We start from the raw sequence: 14,838 nt of genomic DNA, 5'->3' as shown, positions 1-14,838 counted from the left end.
GAAGCTCGTGCAATTCGTCCGAAAGGCGATGTCACGTCTCAATCCGGCCAGACGCCGAACGCGAAGGGGCGGCACCCTCACAGGTGCCGCCCCAGGTAACTCGCTCTGTGCCGCTGTCAGTCCTCGGAGGAATCAGCGGGTCCGGATTCGTCGCTGCTCTCCTCGTCCGGTCCCGCCGCCGCTCCGGACCCCGGTTCCGTGTCCGGGCGCGCTTGCGGCTTCGGCGGCCGCGTACGGTCGCCACTGGGGCTCTCGCGCAGGTACGGGGCGGTGTCGCCGCCCTCCGTGGCGTGGCCGCCGGGCTGCGGCGGGCCGCCGCCGTCGCGCCGCCGCAGATAGCGCTCGAACTCGCGGGCGATGGCCTCGCCGGTTGCCTCGGGCAGCTCGGCCGTGTCCCGCGCCTCTTCGAGCGACTGGACGTACTCGGCGACCTCGCTGTCCTCGGCGGCGAGCTGGTCCACGCCCACCTGCCAGGCACGCGCGTCCTCGGCGAGGTCGCCCAGCGGGATGCGCAGGCCGATGAGGTCTTCCAGGCGGTTCAGGAGGGCCAGCGTGGCCTTGGGGTTCGGCGGCTGCGAGACGTAGTGCGGGACGGCCGCCCAGAGGCTGACCGCCGGAACGCCCGCGTGCGTGCAAGCCTCCTGGAGGATGCCGACGATGCCCGTCGGGCCCTCGTACTTCGTCTCCTCCAGGTCCATGGTGCGGGCCAGGTCCGGGTCGGACGTGACGCCGCTCACCGGGACGGGGCGGGTGTGGGGGGTGTCGCCGAGCAGCGCACCCATGATCACCACCAGCTCCACGCCCAGTTCATGGGCGAAACCCAGGATCTCGTTGCAGAACGACCGCCAGCGCATCGACGGCTCGATCCCGCGCACCAGCACGAGGTCGCGCGGCTTGTCGCCGCCCACGCGGACCACCGAGAGCCGGGTCGTCGGCCAGGTGATCTTGCGGACGCCGCCCTCCAGGAAGACCGTGGGGCGGTTGACCTGGAAGTCGTAGTAGTCCTCGGCGTCCAGTGCCGCGAAGACCTCGCCCTTCCACTCCTTGTCGAGATGCGCGACCGCGGTGGAGGCGGCGTCGCCGGCGTCGTTCCAGCCCTCGAACGCGGCCACCATGACCGGGTCGACCAGCTCGGGTACCCCCTCGAGCTCGATCACCCAGGCCTCCTTCCGACGTCCTTTACGTACGCCCCAACCTTACGGCGTCCGGCGGGGCCCTCCGCAGCCCCCTTGCGCGGGCCGCGATGGATGGATCATTGCCCCGCGGAAGGCCCGCGCACTCCCTCGGAACCCGTGCTTCACAGCGTCGAGCGCAGCCACTGCTCCACGCTCGCGATGTGCACCGTCGCCCATGACCTGGCCGCCTCGGCGTCGCGGGCGCGCAGTGCGGTGAGGATCGCGCGGTGCTCGTGCAGGGTGCGGCTGACGGCGTCCTCCTGGGTGAGGCCGCGCCAGACGCGGGCCCGGGTGGTGGGTCCGGAGAGGCCGTCCAGGAGCGAGCAGAGCACCGAGTTGCCGGACGACTGCACGATGCCGCGGTGGAACTCCAGGTCGCAGGCGACCAGTTCCTCCACCGAGGGGGCCGGGCCGAGCGCGTCCAACTGGTCGCTCAGTACGTCGAGTTCGGCCTCGGTGATATGGGCGACGGCCATCGCCGTGGCAGCCGGTTCCAGGATGCGGCGCACCGCGAGGAACTCCAGGACCGTGTCGTCGCGGTGGAAGTCGACGACGAAGCTGAGGGCTTCGAGGAGGAGCTGCGGGTCCAGACTCGTGACGTACGTGCCGTCGCCCTGTCGTACGTCGAGGATGCGGATCAGTGAGAGGGCGCGCACCGCCTCGCGCAGCGAGTTGCGTGAAAGGCCCAGGTCGGCGGCGAGTTCACTCTCCTTGGGCAGTCGGTCGCCGGGGCGCAGCGCGCCGGAGACGATCATGCCCTTGATCTTTTCGATGGCTTCGTCGGTGACAGCCATGGGGACCTCGCCTCGCAAGACAGAAGACATCCGATGTGTCGGACGAGTATGGCGGGTTCCCGCGCCGTCGTGCACGAGGTCCCGCGCATACGTACTTCTCTCAGGGCTAAGATTTCCGTACTGACCGCGGCAGGACACCGGCCGCGGGACGGCGAGAGGGAGGCTACGGCAGATGGCCGGGAAGAAGTCGGCGGGGCCCCAGCGGGACGCGGTCGCGTCGATCATCGAGGACTGGGCGAGGGAACGGCCGGATCTCGACACCGCGCCCCTGGAGGTCCTCGCGCGGCTGCACCGGACCTTCCTGCGCTACAACACCAGGCTCACCACGGCGATCGAGCGGCACGGCCTCGCGGTCGCCGGGTTCGACGTGCTGACCGCGCTGCGCAGGGCCGGGGCGCCCTACCGGCTCACGGCGGGCCAGCTCGCCGACTCCGGTCTCGTGTCGTCGGCCGGCGTGACGCTGCGCATCGACCGCCTGGAGAAGGACGGCCTCATCGTGCGCGAGCGCGACGCCGAGGACCGCCGCGTCGTCTACTCACGGCTCACCGAGACGGGACTCGCCAAGATCGACGAGGTGTTCGCCGAGCACCTCGACAACGAACGCCGGATGCTCGACGGACTCTCCCCGGCCGAATGCCGTCAGTTGGCGCGACTGATGTCCAAGCTGGAGCGGTCCATCACCGACTCCGACGCACCTCACGAAGCGGAGGCCTGAGCCTTATGAGGCGCCGGCCTGGGCCTCCGCCTCCGCGCGGTACATCCGGCGCAGCCGGACAACGCCCAGGTCGTGCTGGTAGAGGTTCTCGCGCTGGTCGGCGTCGGCGGGCATCGCTTCCAGCATCACCCGGTCCTGTTCGAGGACCTGCCAGTGGCGCTCCTCGATGAGCGTCTTGTAGAGGAAGCGCCAGGTGTCGCGCTGCCAGCCCTGCACCCGGCGGTAGCGCCAGAAGAAGACACCGGTGCGGTTCTCGTCGACCGGGCAGACCATGCCGACGATCCCGAACGGGCCGCCGGGTCCTGCCGACGGCGGGTAGGGGATGGTCAGGTCCACCCAGTCCACGCCGGTGCGGCACAGCTCCACCCAGTCGAAGTTGACGCCCCGCTGGTCGGTCTTCTCGAAGAAGTAGCCGCGGTCCGTCTCCCGGATACGGAACTTGGCGGTGGTGTCGCCGTCGTACATCGTGTGCGACTCGTGGTGCAGGAACGCGCCGTGCATCGGATCCAGGAGGTTCTCCACCGCGAACCGCCAGGGGCCGTTCCACTCCGCGTAGCAGAGGATCGCGTCGACATCGGGGTCGGTGAGCGGCTCGGGCAGCGCCAGTTCGGCCGGCTCAGGGTGCCGCTCGTCGCCGAAGTACGCCAGGATCGCGCCGCCGATCTCGCGGACGGGCAGCGACGTGACGAGTTTCTTGCCCTCCAGATTGCAGCCGGGCAGACCCGGTACGGAGGAGACGGTGCCGTCGGTCTCGACCTCCACGCCGTGGTACCAGCAGGCCACCCGGTCACCGAGGTGTTTGCCCAGGGAGAGGGGCGCCCCACGGTGCGGGCAGCGGTCGGCGAGCATCGAGAGGGCGCCGTCGGAGCGCCGGAAGAGCAGCCACTGCTCGCCGAGGGCGGTGACCTTGCGCATGGCACCGGGGGCCACGAAGTCCGAGGGGACGACGGGGTGCCACTGGTTGCGCAGGCCGGTGGCGTAGATGTGGTCGGCGGAAGCGGCCGGGCCGACGCGGGGAGTCAGGGTGGTCATCGGGGTCACGCTCCCAGTCGGTTCATCTCGGCACGGAAGGACTCTTCGGTCCATGCGGCGCCGTCGGGCGCGTGGACCTGGCGGCTGTTCAAGCCACGTACGACATCGGAGAGTTCATGGCCCTCCTTGGTGAATATCTCTTCGAGGGTGGCGGCGAGCTTGTACTCGTACGGGGTCGGCTCGTGCGTACGGGACTGGTGGACGTCCAGGTACGGCCAGGTGGTGGTCACTGTTGCCTCCGGTGGGGATTTACAGGTCGAGGACGAGAGGGCCGGACGCGCAGCGCGAGACGCAGATCATCATCGAGGCGTTCGCGGCGTGCTCGGCCTCGCTGAGCAGGAAGTCGCGGTGATCGGGCGTGCCGTCGAGCACACGTGTCTCGCAGCTGCCGCAGATGCCTTCCTGGCAGGAGCTGTTGACGCTCAGACCCGCGTCCTCGGCGGCCCGCAGGATGGACGTGCCGGCGCCGACGGAGAGAGTGAGGCCGGACGTCCGGCACTCCACCTCGAACGCCGAGTCGTCCCCGGCCTGCTCCACGACGGGAGCGGCGAACCGCTCCACGCGCAGCCGGTCCGCCGGACAGAGCGTCTCCACGGCGGCGAGCAGCGGCTCGGGCCCGCAGCAGTACACGAGCGTGCCTTCGGGCAGTCCGTCGAGCGCCGACGCGAGGTCGATGTGCCCGTGCTCGTTCTGCGGTATGACGCTCAAGGCGCCGTCCAGAACGCTCAGTTCATCGATGAACGCCATCGAATCCCGACTGCGTCCGCCGTACACCATGCGCCAGTCGGCCCCGCGCCGCGCGGCCTCGCGGGCCATGGCGAGGAGCGGGGTGACGCCGATGCCGCCCGCGATGAAGAGGTAGCCGGGGGCGTCCTCCAGCGCGAAGTGGTTGCGCGGTTCGGAGGCGGTGACCGTCTGGCCCGGCCGCAGCTTGGTGTGCACGTGCCGCGAACCTCCGCGCGACGCAGCCTCGTTGAGGACGCCGATGCGGTACGCGGAGGTGTTCCGCGGATCGCCGCACAGGCTGTACTGGCGTACGTGGCCGCCCGTGTGGAGGTCGAGGTGCGCGCCGGGGCTCCATGCGGGCAGTGGCTTGCCGTCCGGGTGGACGAGTTCAACGGAGAGGACTCCGTCCGCCTCCCAGGTCATACGGCGTACAAGCAGCGTGAGTGCGCTGTCGGTCATGGTGGGCCCTCCTCACTGGCCGGGGATCTTGACGGGCGGGGTGAACGGGTTCTTCATCGGGCCCAGGCGGGCCAGGTCGACCTCGACGAGGGTCGGCCCGTCGGACGCGACGGCGTGGCCGATCACCGGCTGCGCGTGCTCCTCGGCGGCGATCCTGGCGTAGGGCAGCCCGCAGGCCTTGGCGAGGAGTTCGAAGTCGGGCGTGGCGAGGTCGACTCCGGAGCGGCGCTCGCTGTAGCGGTCCTGCATGTTGCGCAGCACGCCGTACCCGCCGTCGTTGAAGACGATCAGCGTCAGGCGTGGCCGCTCCTGGGCGAGCGTGAGCAGTTCGCCCAGGTGGACGGCGAGCCCGCCGTCACCGGCGAGGACGACGGTGGGCGCGTCGGGCCGTGCGAGGGCCGCGCCGATGCCCATGCCGAGCCCCTGTCCGATGCCGCCACCGCGCGGGAAGACGTTGTCGCGGGGGTCGTACATCTCCAGGAGCCGGTTGCCCCAGCTGCTGGACGGGATGGTCACGTCACGGGCCACGACCGCCTCGCGGGGCAGCGCGGCACGGATGGCGTCGCAGATCGCGGCCTGCGGTCCGATGTTGTCGTGCAGGGTGGCGCGGACGTCCTCGCGGACGGCGGCGACACGGTGCGTCCAGCTCTCGTCGGCCCGGCGCGCGTGCGGGAGCAGGGCCGCGAGCACGTCGGGCGCGTGACCGTGCAGGGCGTGCCGAGCCGGATATACGCGGCCGAGGGCGTCGGCGTCGACGTCTATCTGGATGTGCGCTTCGGGGAGCGTGAGCCCGTAGTCGGCGGTCTCGTTGGACCGGAAGTGCGTGCCGATGGTCAGCAGCAGGTCCGCGTCCGCGAGGAGGGCGCGGGCCGCCGGGGAGGTGGCGAAGTTCCCGATGACCTGCGGGTGGTCCTCGGGTACGGCACCCCGGCCGGAGTTGGAGCTGAGCAGCCCGGCGCCGGTGACGTGCAGCAACTCGGCCAGCTCGGCGCGCGCACGGGTGGCTCCGCCGCCGGCCCAGATGAGGGGGCGCTCAGCGGTGGCCAACAGGGCTTGAGCGGCTGCGAGTTCGGAGGCAGCGGGGATGGGGTGGGGCCGTGCTGTAGCCCCCGGGTGGCCGAGTGTCCGCAGGCTTTCGGTCCCCTGCGCCGGTGCCGGTTCCCCGGAAGGAGTGGTCACGTGCAGCTCTGCGTCTGCCGGAGGCGGTGGGGTCCTCGGTGTGCTGGGCAGCGAAAGCGTGGTGTCCGGTGCCGCCTTCTCCGGCGTGGCCGCGGGCCGCTCGGTCTGCTCCGGAGCCGGTGAGGCGTGCTGCGTGCCGGGACCCGGAAGCGTTGCCCCCGCGATCGTCGGCGCCGGGTCCGTCTGGGCCGCGTACTGCAGATCCACCGGCCACTCCACGCTCGCCGGGCCGCCGGGGTCGGTCAGGGCCGCGCGGGCCGCGTCGCGCAGGATGCGGCCCGCGTCTTCCGTCGAAGGAACGGTCGCCGCGTACGTGGAGACCGCCCTGAGCATGCCCAGCTGGTCCTTGGTCTCGTGGATGAAGCCACGGCCGCTGCCCAGGAACTCGCTCTCCACCTGCCCGGTGACGTGCAGGACGGAGGTGCCCGCGCTCAGCGCCTCGACCAGGGAACCCGCCGCGTTGCCCGCGCCCGTACCCGTCGAGGTGAGCGCGCAGCCGAGCGAACCGCGCGCACGGCCGTAGGCGTCGGCCGCGTTCACGGCGGTCGCCTCGTGGCGCACCGGGACGAAGCGCAGCTCCCGGTCGACCGCCTCGACCAGCGGCAGGTTGTGCACGCTGACGATCCCGAAGACCGTGTCGACGCCGAGTTCCCGCAGGACGGCGACGAGGAGATCACCGCCGGTGGCGTGACGCGTGGGCGTCGTGGATGGTGTGGGTGGCATGGGGGAGCTCCTCAGAGGATGCCGCGGCCGACGCCGCCGCAGACGTCGATGCTGGTGCCGGTGGTGTACGAGGCGCGGGGCGAGAGCAGCGCGACGATCGCGTACGCGACCTCCTCCGCCCGGCCGAGGCGGCCGAGCGCGATCCCGCGGTCCGCCGCGAGTTCCGCCTGCCAGTCCTCGTACGACAGACCCGACTCGGCTGCCGCGTGGCGGCGGGTCCACTGGCCGGTGTCGATCAGGCCCAGGCAGACCGAGTTGACGCGGATGCCCTCGGGCGCGAGTTCCGTGGCCAGGGACTTGGAGAGGTTGAGGATGCCCGCGCGGGCGGCGCTCGTGGTGATGAGTCGGGGCTCGGGCTGCTTGGCGAGGACCGCGTTCACGTTGACGACGCTCGCCGCGTCCGATGCCGCCAGGTGCGGGCGGGCCGCGTGCAGGGGGTTGAGGACCCCGGCGAACTTCAGCTCCAGCTCGTCGCGCCAGTCATCGGCGGTCGACTCGTCGAAGCCCTTCATGCGGGACTGCCCCGCGTTGTTGACGAGACCGTCCAGCGAGCCGAAGGTGCCCGCCGCGCGCTCGGTGAACTCCCGTACGGCGTCCGCGTCGCGCACGTCGCACACGCCCGTCAGGAGACGGTCACCGCCGCCGAGGCCGGCCGCGGCCTTGGCGAGACGGTCGGCGTCACGCCCGCAGGTCGCGACGCGCGCACCCTCGTCGAGCAGGGCGCGGACCGTGGCCAGGCCGACGCCCGAGCTGCCGCCGGTGACCAGGACGGTCCGGTCGGAGAGGCCCAGATCCATAACTCAGTGCTCCTGTGCGTCAGTTCATGGTGAAGCCGCCGTTGACGGCGATCACCTGTCCGGTCAGATAGCGGGATTCCTCGGAGAGGAGGAAGGAGACGAGCCCGACGAGGTCGTCCGGCTGCTGCGGGCGCGAGATCGCCCGGTTGCCCCGGTAGAGCGCGTGCCGCTCGGCGGGCACCGTCGCGGTGGCCTCGACCTCGGTGAGACCCGGTGCCACCGCGTTGACGGTGATCCCCTGGTCGCCGAGCTCGCGGGCCATCGCCCGGGTCAGGGCGATGACCGCGCCCTTGGAGGCGATGTAATGGGCCAGGCGCGGCGACCCGTAGAGGGCCGCGTCCGACGCGATGTTGACGATCCGCCCGGGGGAGCGGAACTGCGGGTGCAGGGCCTTGGCGACGAGCCAGGGGCTGCGGGCGTTGACCGCCATCAGGCGGTCCCACACCTCGACGTCGATGTCCTGGAACTCCTTGCCGCCGACGCCGTTGGCGAGGGCGGCATTGTTGACCAAGCCGTACAGCGGCCCCAAGTCGCGCACAGCCGCAGCGAGTTCGCTCACCGACTCCGGGTCCGCTACATCGCACCGCACGAAATGCGCGTCCAGGCCGTCGGCGCGCAACCCGGCGACGGCCTCGCCGCCGAGCCCCGCGTCCACCTCGGCGACGACGACCCGGAAGCCGTCCTCGCCCGCCCGGCGGGCCATGGCAAGACCGAGGCCACGGCCCGCGCCGGTGATGACGACGGTGCGGTCGTCGGTCGAGCGGTCGTCAGTCACGGGTGACGCCGTGCATCGGCGAGTGCTCGGGGTACGTCGGCACCTGCGGCTTCTGCGTGCCGATGACGACGCAGAAGAGCGCGTCGGTGTCACCCTCGTTCTTCAGGGAGCGCGCCACGCCCGCCGGGACGACGATCATGTCGCGGTAGCCGAGGGTGCGGTACTCGGCCTCCTCGGAGCCCCGGTGGATGCCCACCTTGACCTGCCCCTCCAGGACGAAGAAGGCCTCCTCGACGTCGTGGTGGGTGTGCTCGGGGCCCTCGGCACCGGGCGGCAGCAGCATGTTGGAGAAGGTGAAGCCGCCGGACGGCAGGATGCGGCTGTCGTTCTCGTGGTTGCCGGTCGCGCCGGAGCCGACGTACCGGATCTGGCCGCGGCGGTACTGCGGGCCCGCCTTCTCCTGGAAGGACAGCGTGCTGAAGTCCGCGACGCGGGACTCCTTGGTGGCGATCAGCGAGTCGGTGTACTTGCCGAGGTCGCCGCCGTTGTCGTACTCGGTGGTGGTCAGAGGCATGGAGGGGCTCCTTCTCAGAGGTGTTCGGCGATACGGGCGGTGATGCGCAGGTGCGAGAGGACCCAGGCGTTGAAGGCCTCGGGCTGCTCCTGGTTGGCCAGGTGACCGGCGTCCTTGACGATCACGTAGGCGGTCTTGTGCAGGGCCCCGGCGATGGCCTGGGAGGCCTCGGCGCCGGTGACCCGGTCCTGGTCGCCGCAGAGGACGAGGGCGGGGGCCGCGATGCCGGGGATCTCGGGGCGCAGATCGGCTCCGGCCATGGACTCGGCGGCGTACGCGTATCCGGGCAGGCGTACGGAGGCGGCCATGGTGTCGACGACCCGGCGGACGAGCCGAGGGGGCGCGTCCGGCGAGACGAGCCGGGGCCCGCGCCGCTCGGCGAACTCCCGCGGCCCGAGCTCAGCGAGTTCCGCGGCCCGCTGCCGCATGGCGTCGGCCTTCGCGGGGTCGGTGCCGGACCCGGCGCTGGAGTCCGCCACGATCAGCGAGTCGACCAGCTCGGGGTGCCGGGCCGCGAGCCGCAGCGCGATCACCCCGCCCCACGAGACGCCGAGGACATGGGCGCTCGCGCCGCGTTCCCGGATGAGGGAGGCTGCCGCGTCCGCATAGCCGTCCAGGTCCAACGCGCCTTCCGGGTCAGCGGACTTGGCGTACCCGGGAGCGTCCCAGGCCACCACCCGCACGTACGCGGACAGCTCGGTGAGCTGCGGTGCGAAGGCGGCCGACGAGGAGCCGATGCCGTGCAGGCAGAGCAGCAGCGGCCCGGCGGAGCCCGCCTCCTCCACATGGACGGCCATCACAGGATCTGCCCCGTCCGCCCCGCGAGCGCGGCCAAGCTGCGCAGGACCGCGTACGGCACGACCTGGCTGGTCGCCGGGTTGCCGGGGTCCGGCAGATGCGCGACCTCGAAGCGGTACGAGCCGTGCGCGCCGGACGCCTCGACGACATGCCGCGTGTGGTGGGCGCCGGGGTCGGCGACGACCTGGACCCGCACAGCGTCCAGGTCGCCGACGGCGAGGGCGACCGATGCCGCGACGTTCGTGGACTTGGGGAACTTCACGGGGACATCGCGCGCGGTCCCGGACATGACCTCGACCGGGCCGGTGGCCGCCCGCATCCGGGACAGCAACTCGGCGTCCATCCAGGGCTGTTCGAGGGTGGCGGGCAGTTTCGTCGTGGTGAGCCGCACCTCGTCGAGCGGCCCCAGCGAACGCACCGCCTGGAGCAGGTCGAGCCCGCCGACCGCGCCCCCGGTGAAGTACACCCGGCCGGGACCGGCGGCCAGGAGCCGCTTGGACAGCTCTTCGTCGGTGAGCGCGCCCGTCGAGGCGATCAGCAGATCGGTCCCGGAGGCGAGAACGCGCTCGCCCCACTCCCGTACGACTCCCTGGCCCGCCGCCTCGACGATGAGATCGCAGCGCTCCATGGCCTCGTCGAAGGTGACCTGTGGGGCGGGGGCGCTTTCGCCGAGCGGACGGTTGTCGACGAGGCACGTCAACTCGGCTCCGGTGACCCGGCGTTCGGCCAGTGCGGTGCCGACGACGCGCCCGATGGCACCCCAGCCGACGATGCCGACCTTGCGTACGGCGCTCATGCGTGGACCTCCGGTTCGTTCCGGGCGGACAGCGGACCGGGGTCGGGCACCCCCGCCATGTGGCAGCGGATCTCCTTCGACGGCGGCCCGGCCGTCCCCCACAGGTCGGAGAGCTCGGGCACCCGCCGCCAGACCTTGGCGATCCACGCGTCCTCGACGATCTGCGCGACCTCGGAGGTGTACTCGCAGACGAGCCCGGAGGGATCGGTGAAGTAGGAGAAGGTGTTGTTGCCGGGCCCGTGGCGCCCCGGGCCCCACTGCGGGTCGATCCCGTGGTGCCGCAGCCGGCCGAGGCCCCGCATGAAGTGGTCGACCGAACTCATCTCGTACGCCACGTGGTTGAGCGAGGCCCACTCGGCCTGGTTGAAGGCGATGCAGTGGTGGTCGGCGTTGCAGCGCAGGAACGCCATCTGGTGCTCGGACCAGTCGGAGACGCGCAGGCCGAGGACGTCGCGGTAGAAGGCGACGGAGGCGTCGATGTCCGCCGTGTTGAGCACGGCGTGCGTGACGCCGACCGGCACGGCGCCGTCCCGGCCGCGCGGCGGCACCGCGTGGACCTCCGCGCTGATCTCGATCAGACGGTGCTCGGGATCGGTGAAGCGCAGGCCGTAGCCGCCGCCGACCTGGTCGAGCGGGCCGGGTCCCGCCACCGGTGTGATGCCGCGGGCGAGCAGCCTGCGGGCCGCCTCGTCGACCTCGGCGGGCGTGGCCACCGCGAAGGAGATCCTGCCGAGGCCGATGCGGTCGGCCCGGGTGAGCTGGAGGGCGTGGTGCTCGGCGCCGGTGCCGCGCAGCCAGGCGGCCGTGCCGCGCTCGGACTCCACGGTCTCCAGGCCCCAGACCTCCTGGTAGAAGTCGGCGGCCTCGGTGAAGGAGGGGGTCAGGAGCTCGACGGAGCGCAGGGCGCGGAGCCGGGCGATCGGGGGACGGTGGGCTTGGGGTGGTGACATGACCTGCTCCAGAGGTCCGGAGGTACGGGGTTCAGTTGGCCCAGGGGAGAGGCGCGTCGGAGAGGCCCCAGTACAGGGACTTCTGGCGCTGGTAGGCGCGGATGCCGTCGCGGCCCTTCTCGCGGCCGAGGCCGCTCTCCTTCATGCCGCCGAAGGGCGTGGCGATGCTGAACTGCTTGTAGGTGTTGATCCAGACCGTGCCCGCCTCCACACGGCGCGCGATCCGCCAGGCGGCCCGGTGGTCGCTGGTCCAGATGCCGCAGGCGAGGCCGTAGACACTGGAGTTGGCCTGCCGCACGAGATCGTCCTCGTCGTCGAAGGGCAGCGCGACCAGGACGGGCCCGAAGATCTCCTCCTGGCAGGTCCGCGAGGAATTCGGGAGGCCGTCCAGGACGGTGGGCAGGTAGTACGCCCCGTCCCGGTACTCCGCGCCCTGTGGCACACCTCCGCCGCACAGCACCCGTGCGCCTTCCTCGCGGGCGAGATCGACGTACGAGGCGACGGAGTCCCGGTGCTTGTGGTGCACGAGGGGCGCGACCTGGGTGTCGGGGGAGGTGCCGGGCCCTACGCGCAACTTCCCCACCCGTGCGACCAGTTCGCCGACGAACTCCTCGTAGAGAGCGCGGGCGACGAAGAGCCGCGACCCGGCGATGCAGGACTGTCCGCTGGAGGAGAAGATCCCGAACATCACGCCGGCCAGGGCCTGCTCGATGTCGGCGTCGGCGAGGACGACCGTGGGCGACTTGCCGCCCAGTTCGAGCGAGACCGGCATCAGCTTCTCGGCCGCCGCGTGGGCGAGCGTCCGGCCCGTACCCGTGCCGCCGGTGAAGGTGACCTTGCCGACGCGCGGATCGCGGACGATCGCGTCCCCGACGACACTGCCGCGCCCGGTGAGGACGGAGAGCAGGCCGGCCGGAAGCCCGAATTCCGCCAGGGCGCCGCTGATGAGGCGGCCCAGGGCCAGCGAGACCAGCGGGGTCCACTCGGCGGGCTTGAGCAGGACCGCGTTGCCGCCCGCGAGCGCCGGGGCCAGCTTCTGGGCGTCGCTGGCGACCGGGGAGTTCCAGGGGTTGATGGCGCCGACGACGCCGATCGGCTCGTACACGCTCATCGTCACGTAGTCGCCGCGCGAGGGAGTGATGGCCTCCTCGGCGGTCTCCAGGGCGGCGGCCGTGTAGCGGAAGGTGGCCGCCGCGCTGCCCACCAGGGCGCGGGTCTCGGTGAGGGCCTTGCCGGTGTCGGCGGTCTGCAGGGCCGCGAGGTCCTCCGCGGACGCCTCGATCAGCTCGGCGACGCGGTGCAGGAGCAGGGCGCGACGGTGGGGCAGCAGGTCGCGCCAGCGCGGGTCGGCGGCGGCCTCGGCCGCCGCCTGGGCTGCTTCGGCGACCTCGTCGAGGGAGACGGCGTGGACGGTGGCGAGCACGCGGCCCGTAGCGGGGTCGACGGTGTCGGCCGGGGCGCCCGCGCCGCGTCGCCACTGGCCCGCGATGAGGGCCTCGTCGGCCGGGATGCGGGGCATGGGGGCCTCCTTGCGTGCGGTGTCCGGAGTGAACCGCCGCGTGGTTCAGGCGAGTTCCGGATGCTCTTCGGTAAGCGCTAGAAATCTAAGGGCTTAAATATCTGGAGCGCAAGACCTGTCCGTGGGCGGTCTTCATGGATTTCCCCTGCGGAGACTCTTGACGCGCTCCGGTGCAGGGGCGGTACAACTTAAGCGCTTAGAAACTTTGCGCTTACTCGCTTCTTGGCTTGAGTTTCCCCAGACTCCGTGGCCGTCGCGTTCCTCCCCTCGTCCCCGCCCCCTCAGCAGCGGAGTGCCCGCATGACGATCGACGCCTCCCCGGACCCATCGGTCCGGGCCGCCATAGCCGCCCGCTTCGAACGGCTACCCCTGTGCCGCTGGCACGTCACCGTCCGGCTCATCGTGGGCGCGGTCACCTTCTTCGAGGCCTTCGACCAGCTCCTGATCGCCTACGCCCTGCCGGAACTGCGCCACGAGTGGGACCTCAGCACGTCCGCCGCGACGCTGCTGCTCACCGTCGGCTCGATCGGCATGCTCATCGGGGCGCTGCTCTCCGGGCGCCTCGCGGACCGCATCGGGCGCGTGAAGGTCATCGCGCTGTGCATCGCGCTGTCCAGCGTCGCCAACCTGGCCCTGTCCGTGTCCACCTCGCCCGACGCCTTCATGGCCCTGCGGTTCGTCCAGGGCCTGGCGATCGGGGGCGAGGTGCCGGTGGCGGCGACCTTCATCGCCGAGATCACCCGCAGCCACCAGCGCGGCCGCTTCGTTCTCCTCTACGAGCTGGTGTTCCCGGCGGGCCTGACCGTGGGCGCGCTTGTCGCGGCCTGGGTGGTGCCGATGCTCGGCTGGCGCTGGATGTACGCCATCGCGGCGCTGCCCGGCCTGCTCTGCATCCTCGTACAGCGGAAGGTTCCCGAGTCGCCGAGGTGGCTGGCTGACCACGGAAAGCTGGACGAGGCGGACGCGGTGATGTCCGGCATCGAGGCGGACGTCGAGCGGATCACGAAGAAACCCCTGCCGCCCGTACCCGAGGCGCTTCCCGTCGCGGCCCCCGGCGAGGCGGCTTCCGGTCTGCGCGGCTTGTTCACCGGCCGCTACCGCCGCCGGACCTTGATCATCGGCGTGCTCTGGTTCACCGGCTACTTCGTCAACTACGGCATCACGTCCTGGCTCCCGACGATCTACCAGAACCGCTACGACCTGACCCTCTCCGACGCGCTCCTCTACTCGACGGTCACGTCCTGCGCGGGCCTCCTTGGCTGCCTCGTGGCCGCGCTCACCGTCGACCGGCTTGGGCGGCGGAAGGTCATCACCGGCTGTCTGGGCGGGGCGGCGGTGATGCTGGTGGCGCTCGCGGCGGTCGGCGCGGACACGCCGGTCCAGGTCCTGGTGTGGACCTCGCTCGCCGCGGTCTTCTTCTTCGGCTCCAACATCTGCCTGTACCTCTACACGCCGGAACTCTTCCCGACGCGGATGCGGGCACTCGGCAGCAGTGTCGGCGGGGCGATGAACCGCCTCGGCGTGATCCTCGGCCCGATCGTGGTGGGTGTGGTGTACGCGGGCGGCAACGTTTCGACGGTGTTTGTGATGCTGGGGGCTGTGGCGTTGGTGGGGTCCGTGGTGGCCGCCTTCGGGGCGGAGGAGACTGCCGGGCGGCGCCTGGAGGAGGTCTCACCTTAAGATTCCCCAACCCCGCCCCTTCCCGAAAACTCGCTCTGGCGCGAGAGCCTTGGTGGCCGTCATCACCGGCTTCGCCGAGTTCGTCCTCAAACGCCGGCCGGGGGGGGGGGGGGGGGGGGGAGGGGGAGGGGGGGGTGGGGGGGGGGGGGGGGGGGGTGGGGGGGGGGTTGGGGGGGGGGGGAAGGGGTTTGGGAAGGGAGGGGTGG

Annotated in this window: 15 protein-coding genes; 2 read left to right on the top strand and 13 right to left on the bottom strand. The window is 71.6% G+C overall.

Annotated elements, in window-relative coordinates; all coding sequences use genetic code 11:
- Nucleotides 1-116: 116 nt before the first annotated feature.
- Both ACZ5U5_RS25340 and ACZ5U5_RS25335 read right to left on the bottom strand, forming a co-directional pair.
- Nucleotides 117-1,157, bottom strand: a complete 1,041-nt coding sequence (locus ACZ5U5_RS25340) for a PAC2 family protein (RefSeq protein WP_469025671.1) — start codon at nucleotides 1,155-1,157, stop codon at nucleotides 117-119.
- Between the two features lie 140 nt (nucleotides 1,158-1,297).
- Nucleotides 1,298-1,969 (bottom strand): FadR/GntR family transcriptional regulator, encoded by a 672-nt coding sequence (locus tag ACZ5U5_RS25335; RefSeq protein ID WP_469025669.1) that lies wholly within the window; start codon nucleotides 1,967-1,969, stop codon nucleotides 1,298-1,300.
- Nucleotides 1,970-2,141: 172 nt separating this feature from the next.
- On the opposite strand from ACZ5U5_RS25335, the gene ACZ5U5_RS25330 reads away from it, so the two are divergent.
- Nucleotides 2,142-2,684 carry a MarR family winged helix-turn-helix transcriptional regulator gene (locus ACZ5U5_RS25330; protein WP_469025666.1) on the top strand — a complete coding sequence of 181 codons (543 nt, stop codon included), beginning with the start codon at nucleotides 2,142-2,144 and terminating at the stop codon, nucleotides 2,682-2,684.
- 3 nt (nucleotides 2,685-2,687) lie between these two features.
- Here the strand turns inward: ACZ5U5_RS25330 and ACZ5U5_RS25325 are convergent, their stop codons facing one another.
- The 11 genes from ACZ5U5_RS25325 to ACZ5U5_RS25275 are packed head-to-tail and all read right to left on the bottom strand — an operon-like array spanning nucleotide 2,688 to nucleotide 12,952.
- Complete coding sequence (locus ACZ5U5_RS25325) at nucleotides 2,688-3,716, bottom strand: Rieske 2Fe-2S domain-containing protein (protein ID WP_469025663.1); 1,029 nt, start codon at nucleotides 3,714-3,716, stop codon at nucleotides 2,688-2,690.
- Between the two features lie 5 nt (nucleotides 3,717-3,721).
- A complete protein-coding gene (locus tag ACZ5U5_RS25320) occupies nucleotides 3,722-3,946 on the bottom strand; it encodes a recombinase-like helix-turn-helix domain-containing protein (protein ID WP_469025660.1) in 225 nt (74 codons plus the stop codon).
- 19 nt (nucleotides 3,947-3,965) lie between these two features.
- Nucleotides 3,966-4,901, bottom strand: a complete 936-nt coding sequence (locus tag ACZ5U5_RS25315; protein ID WP_469025657.1) for a PDR/VanB family oxidoreductase — start codon at nucleotides 4,899-4,901, stop codon at nucleotides 3,966-3,968.
- 12 nt (nucleotides 4,902-4,913) lie between these two features.
- Nucleotides 4,914-6,803, bottom strand: coding sequence for a thiamine pyrophosphate-binding protein (locus ACZ5U5_RS25310; RefSeq protein WP_469025654.1), 1,890 nt, complete (start codon nucleotides 6,801-6,803; stop codon nucleotides 4,914-4,916).
- Nucleotides 6,804-6,814: 11 nt separating this feature from the next.
- The gene (locus ACZ5U5_RS25305; protein WP_469025652.1) at nucleotides 6,815-7,600 is read right to left on the bottom strand and encodes an SDR family oxidoreductase; all 786 of its coding nucleotides are present in this window, start codon (nucleotides 7,598-7,600) and stop codon (nucleotides 6,815-6,817) included.
- A gap of 19 nt (nucleotides 7,601-7,619) precedes the next feature.
- Nucleotides 7,620-8,375, bottom strand: coding sequence for an SDR family oxidoreductase (locus ACZ5U5_RS25300; protein ID WP_469025649.1), 756 nt, complete (start codon nucleotides 8,373-8,375; stop codon nucleotides 7,620-7,622).
- Complete coding sequence (locus tag ACZ5U5_RS25295) at nucleotides 8,368-8,889, bottom strand: cupin domain-containing protein (RefSeq protein WP_399391996.1); 522 nt, start codon at nucleotides 8,887-8,889, stop codon at nucleotides 8,368-8,370. Before ACZ5U5_RS25295 ends, ACZ5U5_RS25300 begins: the two co-directional genes overlap by 8 nt.
- 14 nt (nucleotides 8,890-8,903) lie before the next feature.
- The gene (locus tag ACZ5U5_RS25290) at nucleotides 8,904-9,686 is read right to left on the bottom strand and encodes an alpha/beta fold hydrolase (protein WP_469025646.1); all 783 of its coding nucleotides are present in this window, start codon (nucleotides 9,684-9,686) and stop codon (nucleotides 8,904-8,906) included.
- Nucleotides 9,686-10,483 carry an aspartate dehydrogenase domain-containing protein gene (locus tag ACZ5U5_RS25285; protein ID WP_469025643.1) on the bottom strand — a complete coding sequence of 266 codons (798 nt, stop codon included), beginning with the start codon at nucleotides 10,481-10,483 and terminating at the stop codon, nucleotides 9,686-9,688. The genes ACZ5U5_RS25290 and ACZ5U5_RS25285 overlap by 1 nt, the downstream gene beginning before the upstream one ends.
- Nucleotides 10,480-11,433, bottom strand: a complete 954-nt coding sequence (locus ACZ5U5_RS25280) for a VOC family protein (RefSeq protein WP_469025641.1) — start codon at nucleotides 11,431-11,433, stop codon at nucleotides 10,480-10,482. Before ACZ5U5_RS25280 ends, ACZ5U5_RS25285 begins: the two co-directional genes overlap by 4 nt.
- 31 nt (nucleotides 11,434-11,464) lie before the next feature.
- Nucleotides 11,465-12,952, bottom strand: a complete 1,488-nt coding sequence (locus ACZ5U5_RS25275; protein WP_469025638.1) for an aldehyde dehydrogenase family protein — start codon at nucleotides 12,950-12,952, stop codon at nucleotides 11,465-11,467.
- Nucleotides 12,953-13,252: 300 nt separating this feature from the next.
- Between ACZ5U5_RS25275 and ACZ5U5_RS25270 the strand changes: the two genes are divergently transcribed.
- Nucleotides 13,253-14,632, top strand: a complete 1,380-nt coding sequence (locus ACZ5U5_RS25270) for an MFS transporter (protein WP_469025636.1) — start codon at nucleotides 13,253-13,255, stop codon at nucleotides 14,630-14,632.
- Nucleotides 14,633-14,838 lie beyond the last annotated feature (206 nt).

Source organism: Streptomyces sp. NPDC033177 (genome assembly GCF_055577715.1).
The sequence above is the reverse complement of the archived record's forward strand: the minus strand, read 5'-3'. Positions and strand labels throughout refer to the sequence as shown.

What these genes read in the sequence shown, in the direction of transcription:
- ACZ5U5_RS25290 (WP_469025646.1), bottom strand. Translation starts at nt 9,686, where the DNA reads ATGGCCGTCCATGTGGAGGAGGCGGGCTCCGCCGGGCCGCTGCTGCTC.
- ACZ5U5_RS25280 (WP_469025641.1), bottom strand. Translation starts at nt 11,433, where the DNA reads ATGTCACCACCCCAAGCCCACCGTCCCCCGATCGCCCGGCTCCGCGCC.
- ACZ5U5_RS25275 (WP_469025638.1), bottom strand. Translation starts at nt 12,952, where the DNA reads ATGCCCCGCATCCCGGCCGACGAGGCCCTCATCGCGGGCCAGTGGCGA.
- ACZ5U5_RS25285 (WP_469025643.1), bottom strand. Translation starts at nt 10,483, where the DNA reads ATGAGCGCCGTACGCAAGGTCGGCATCGTCGGCTGGGGTGCCATCGGG.
- ACZ5U5_RS25335 (WP_469025669.1), bottom strand. Translation starts at nt 1,969, where the DNA reads ATGGCTGTCACCGACGAAGCCATCGAAAAGATCAAGGGCATGATCGTC.
- ACZ5U5_RS25305 (WP_469025652.1), bottom strand. Translation starts at nt 7,600, where the DNA reads ATGGATCTGGGCCTCTCCGACCGGACCGTCCTGGTCACCGGCGGCAGC.
- ACZ5U5_RS25310 (WP_469025654.1), bottom strand. Translation starts at nt 6,803, where the DNA reads ATGCCACCCACACCATCCACGACGCCCACGCGTCACGCCACCGGCGGT.
- ACZ5U5_RS25270 (WP_469025636.1), top strand. Translation starts at nt 13,253, where the DNA reads ATGACGATCGACGCCTCCCCGGACCCATCGGTCCGGGCCGCCATAGCC.
- ACZ5U5_RS25330 (WP_469025666.1), top strand. Translation starts at nt 2,142, where the DNA reads ATGGCCGGGAAGAAGTCGGCGGGGCCCCAGCGGGACGCGGTCGCGTCG.
- ACZ5U5_RS25325 (WP_469025663.1), bottom strand. Translation starts at nt 3,716, where the DNA reads ATGACCACCCTGACTCCCCGCGTCGGCCCGGCCGCTTCCGCCGACCAC.
- ACZ5U5_RS25315 (WP_469025657.1), bottom strand. Translation starts at nt 4,901, where the DNA reads ATGACCGACAGCGCACTCACGCTGCTTGTACGCCGTATGACCTGGGAG.
- ACZ5U5_RS25295 (WP_399391996.1), bottom strand. Translation starts at nt 8,889, where the DNA reads ATGCCTCTGACCACCACCGAGTACGACAACGGCGGCGACCTCGGCAAG.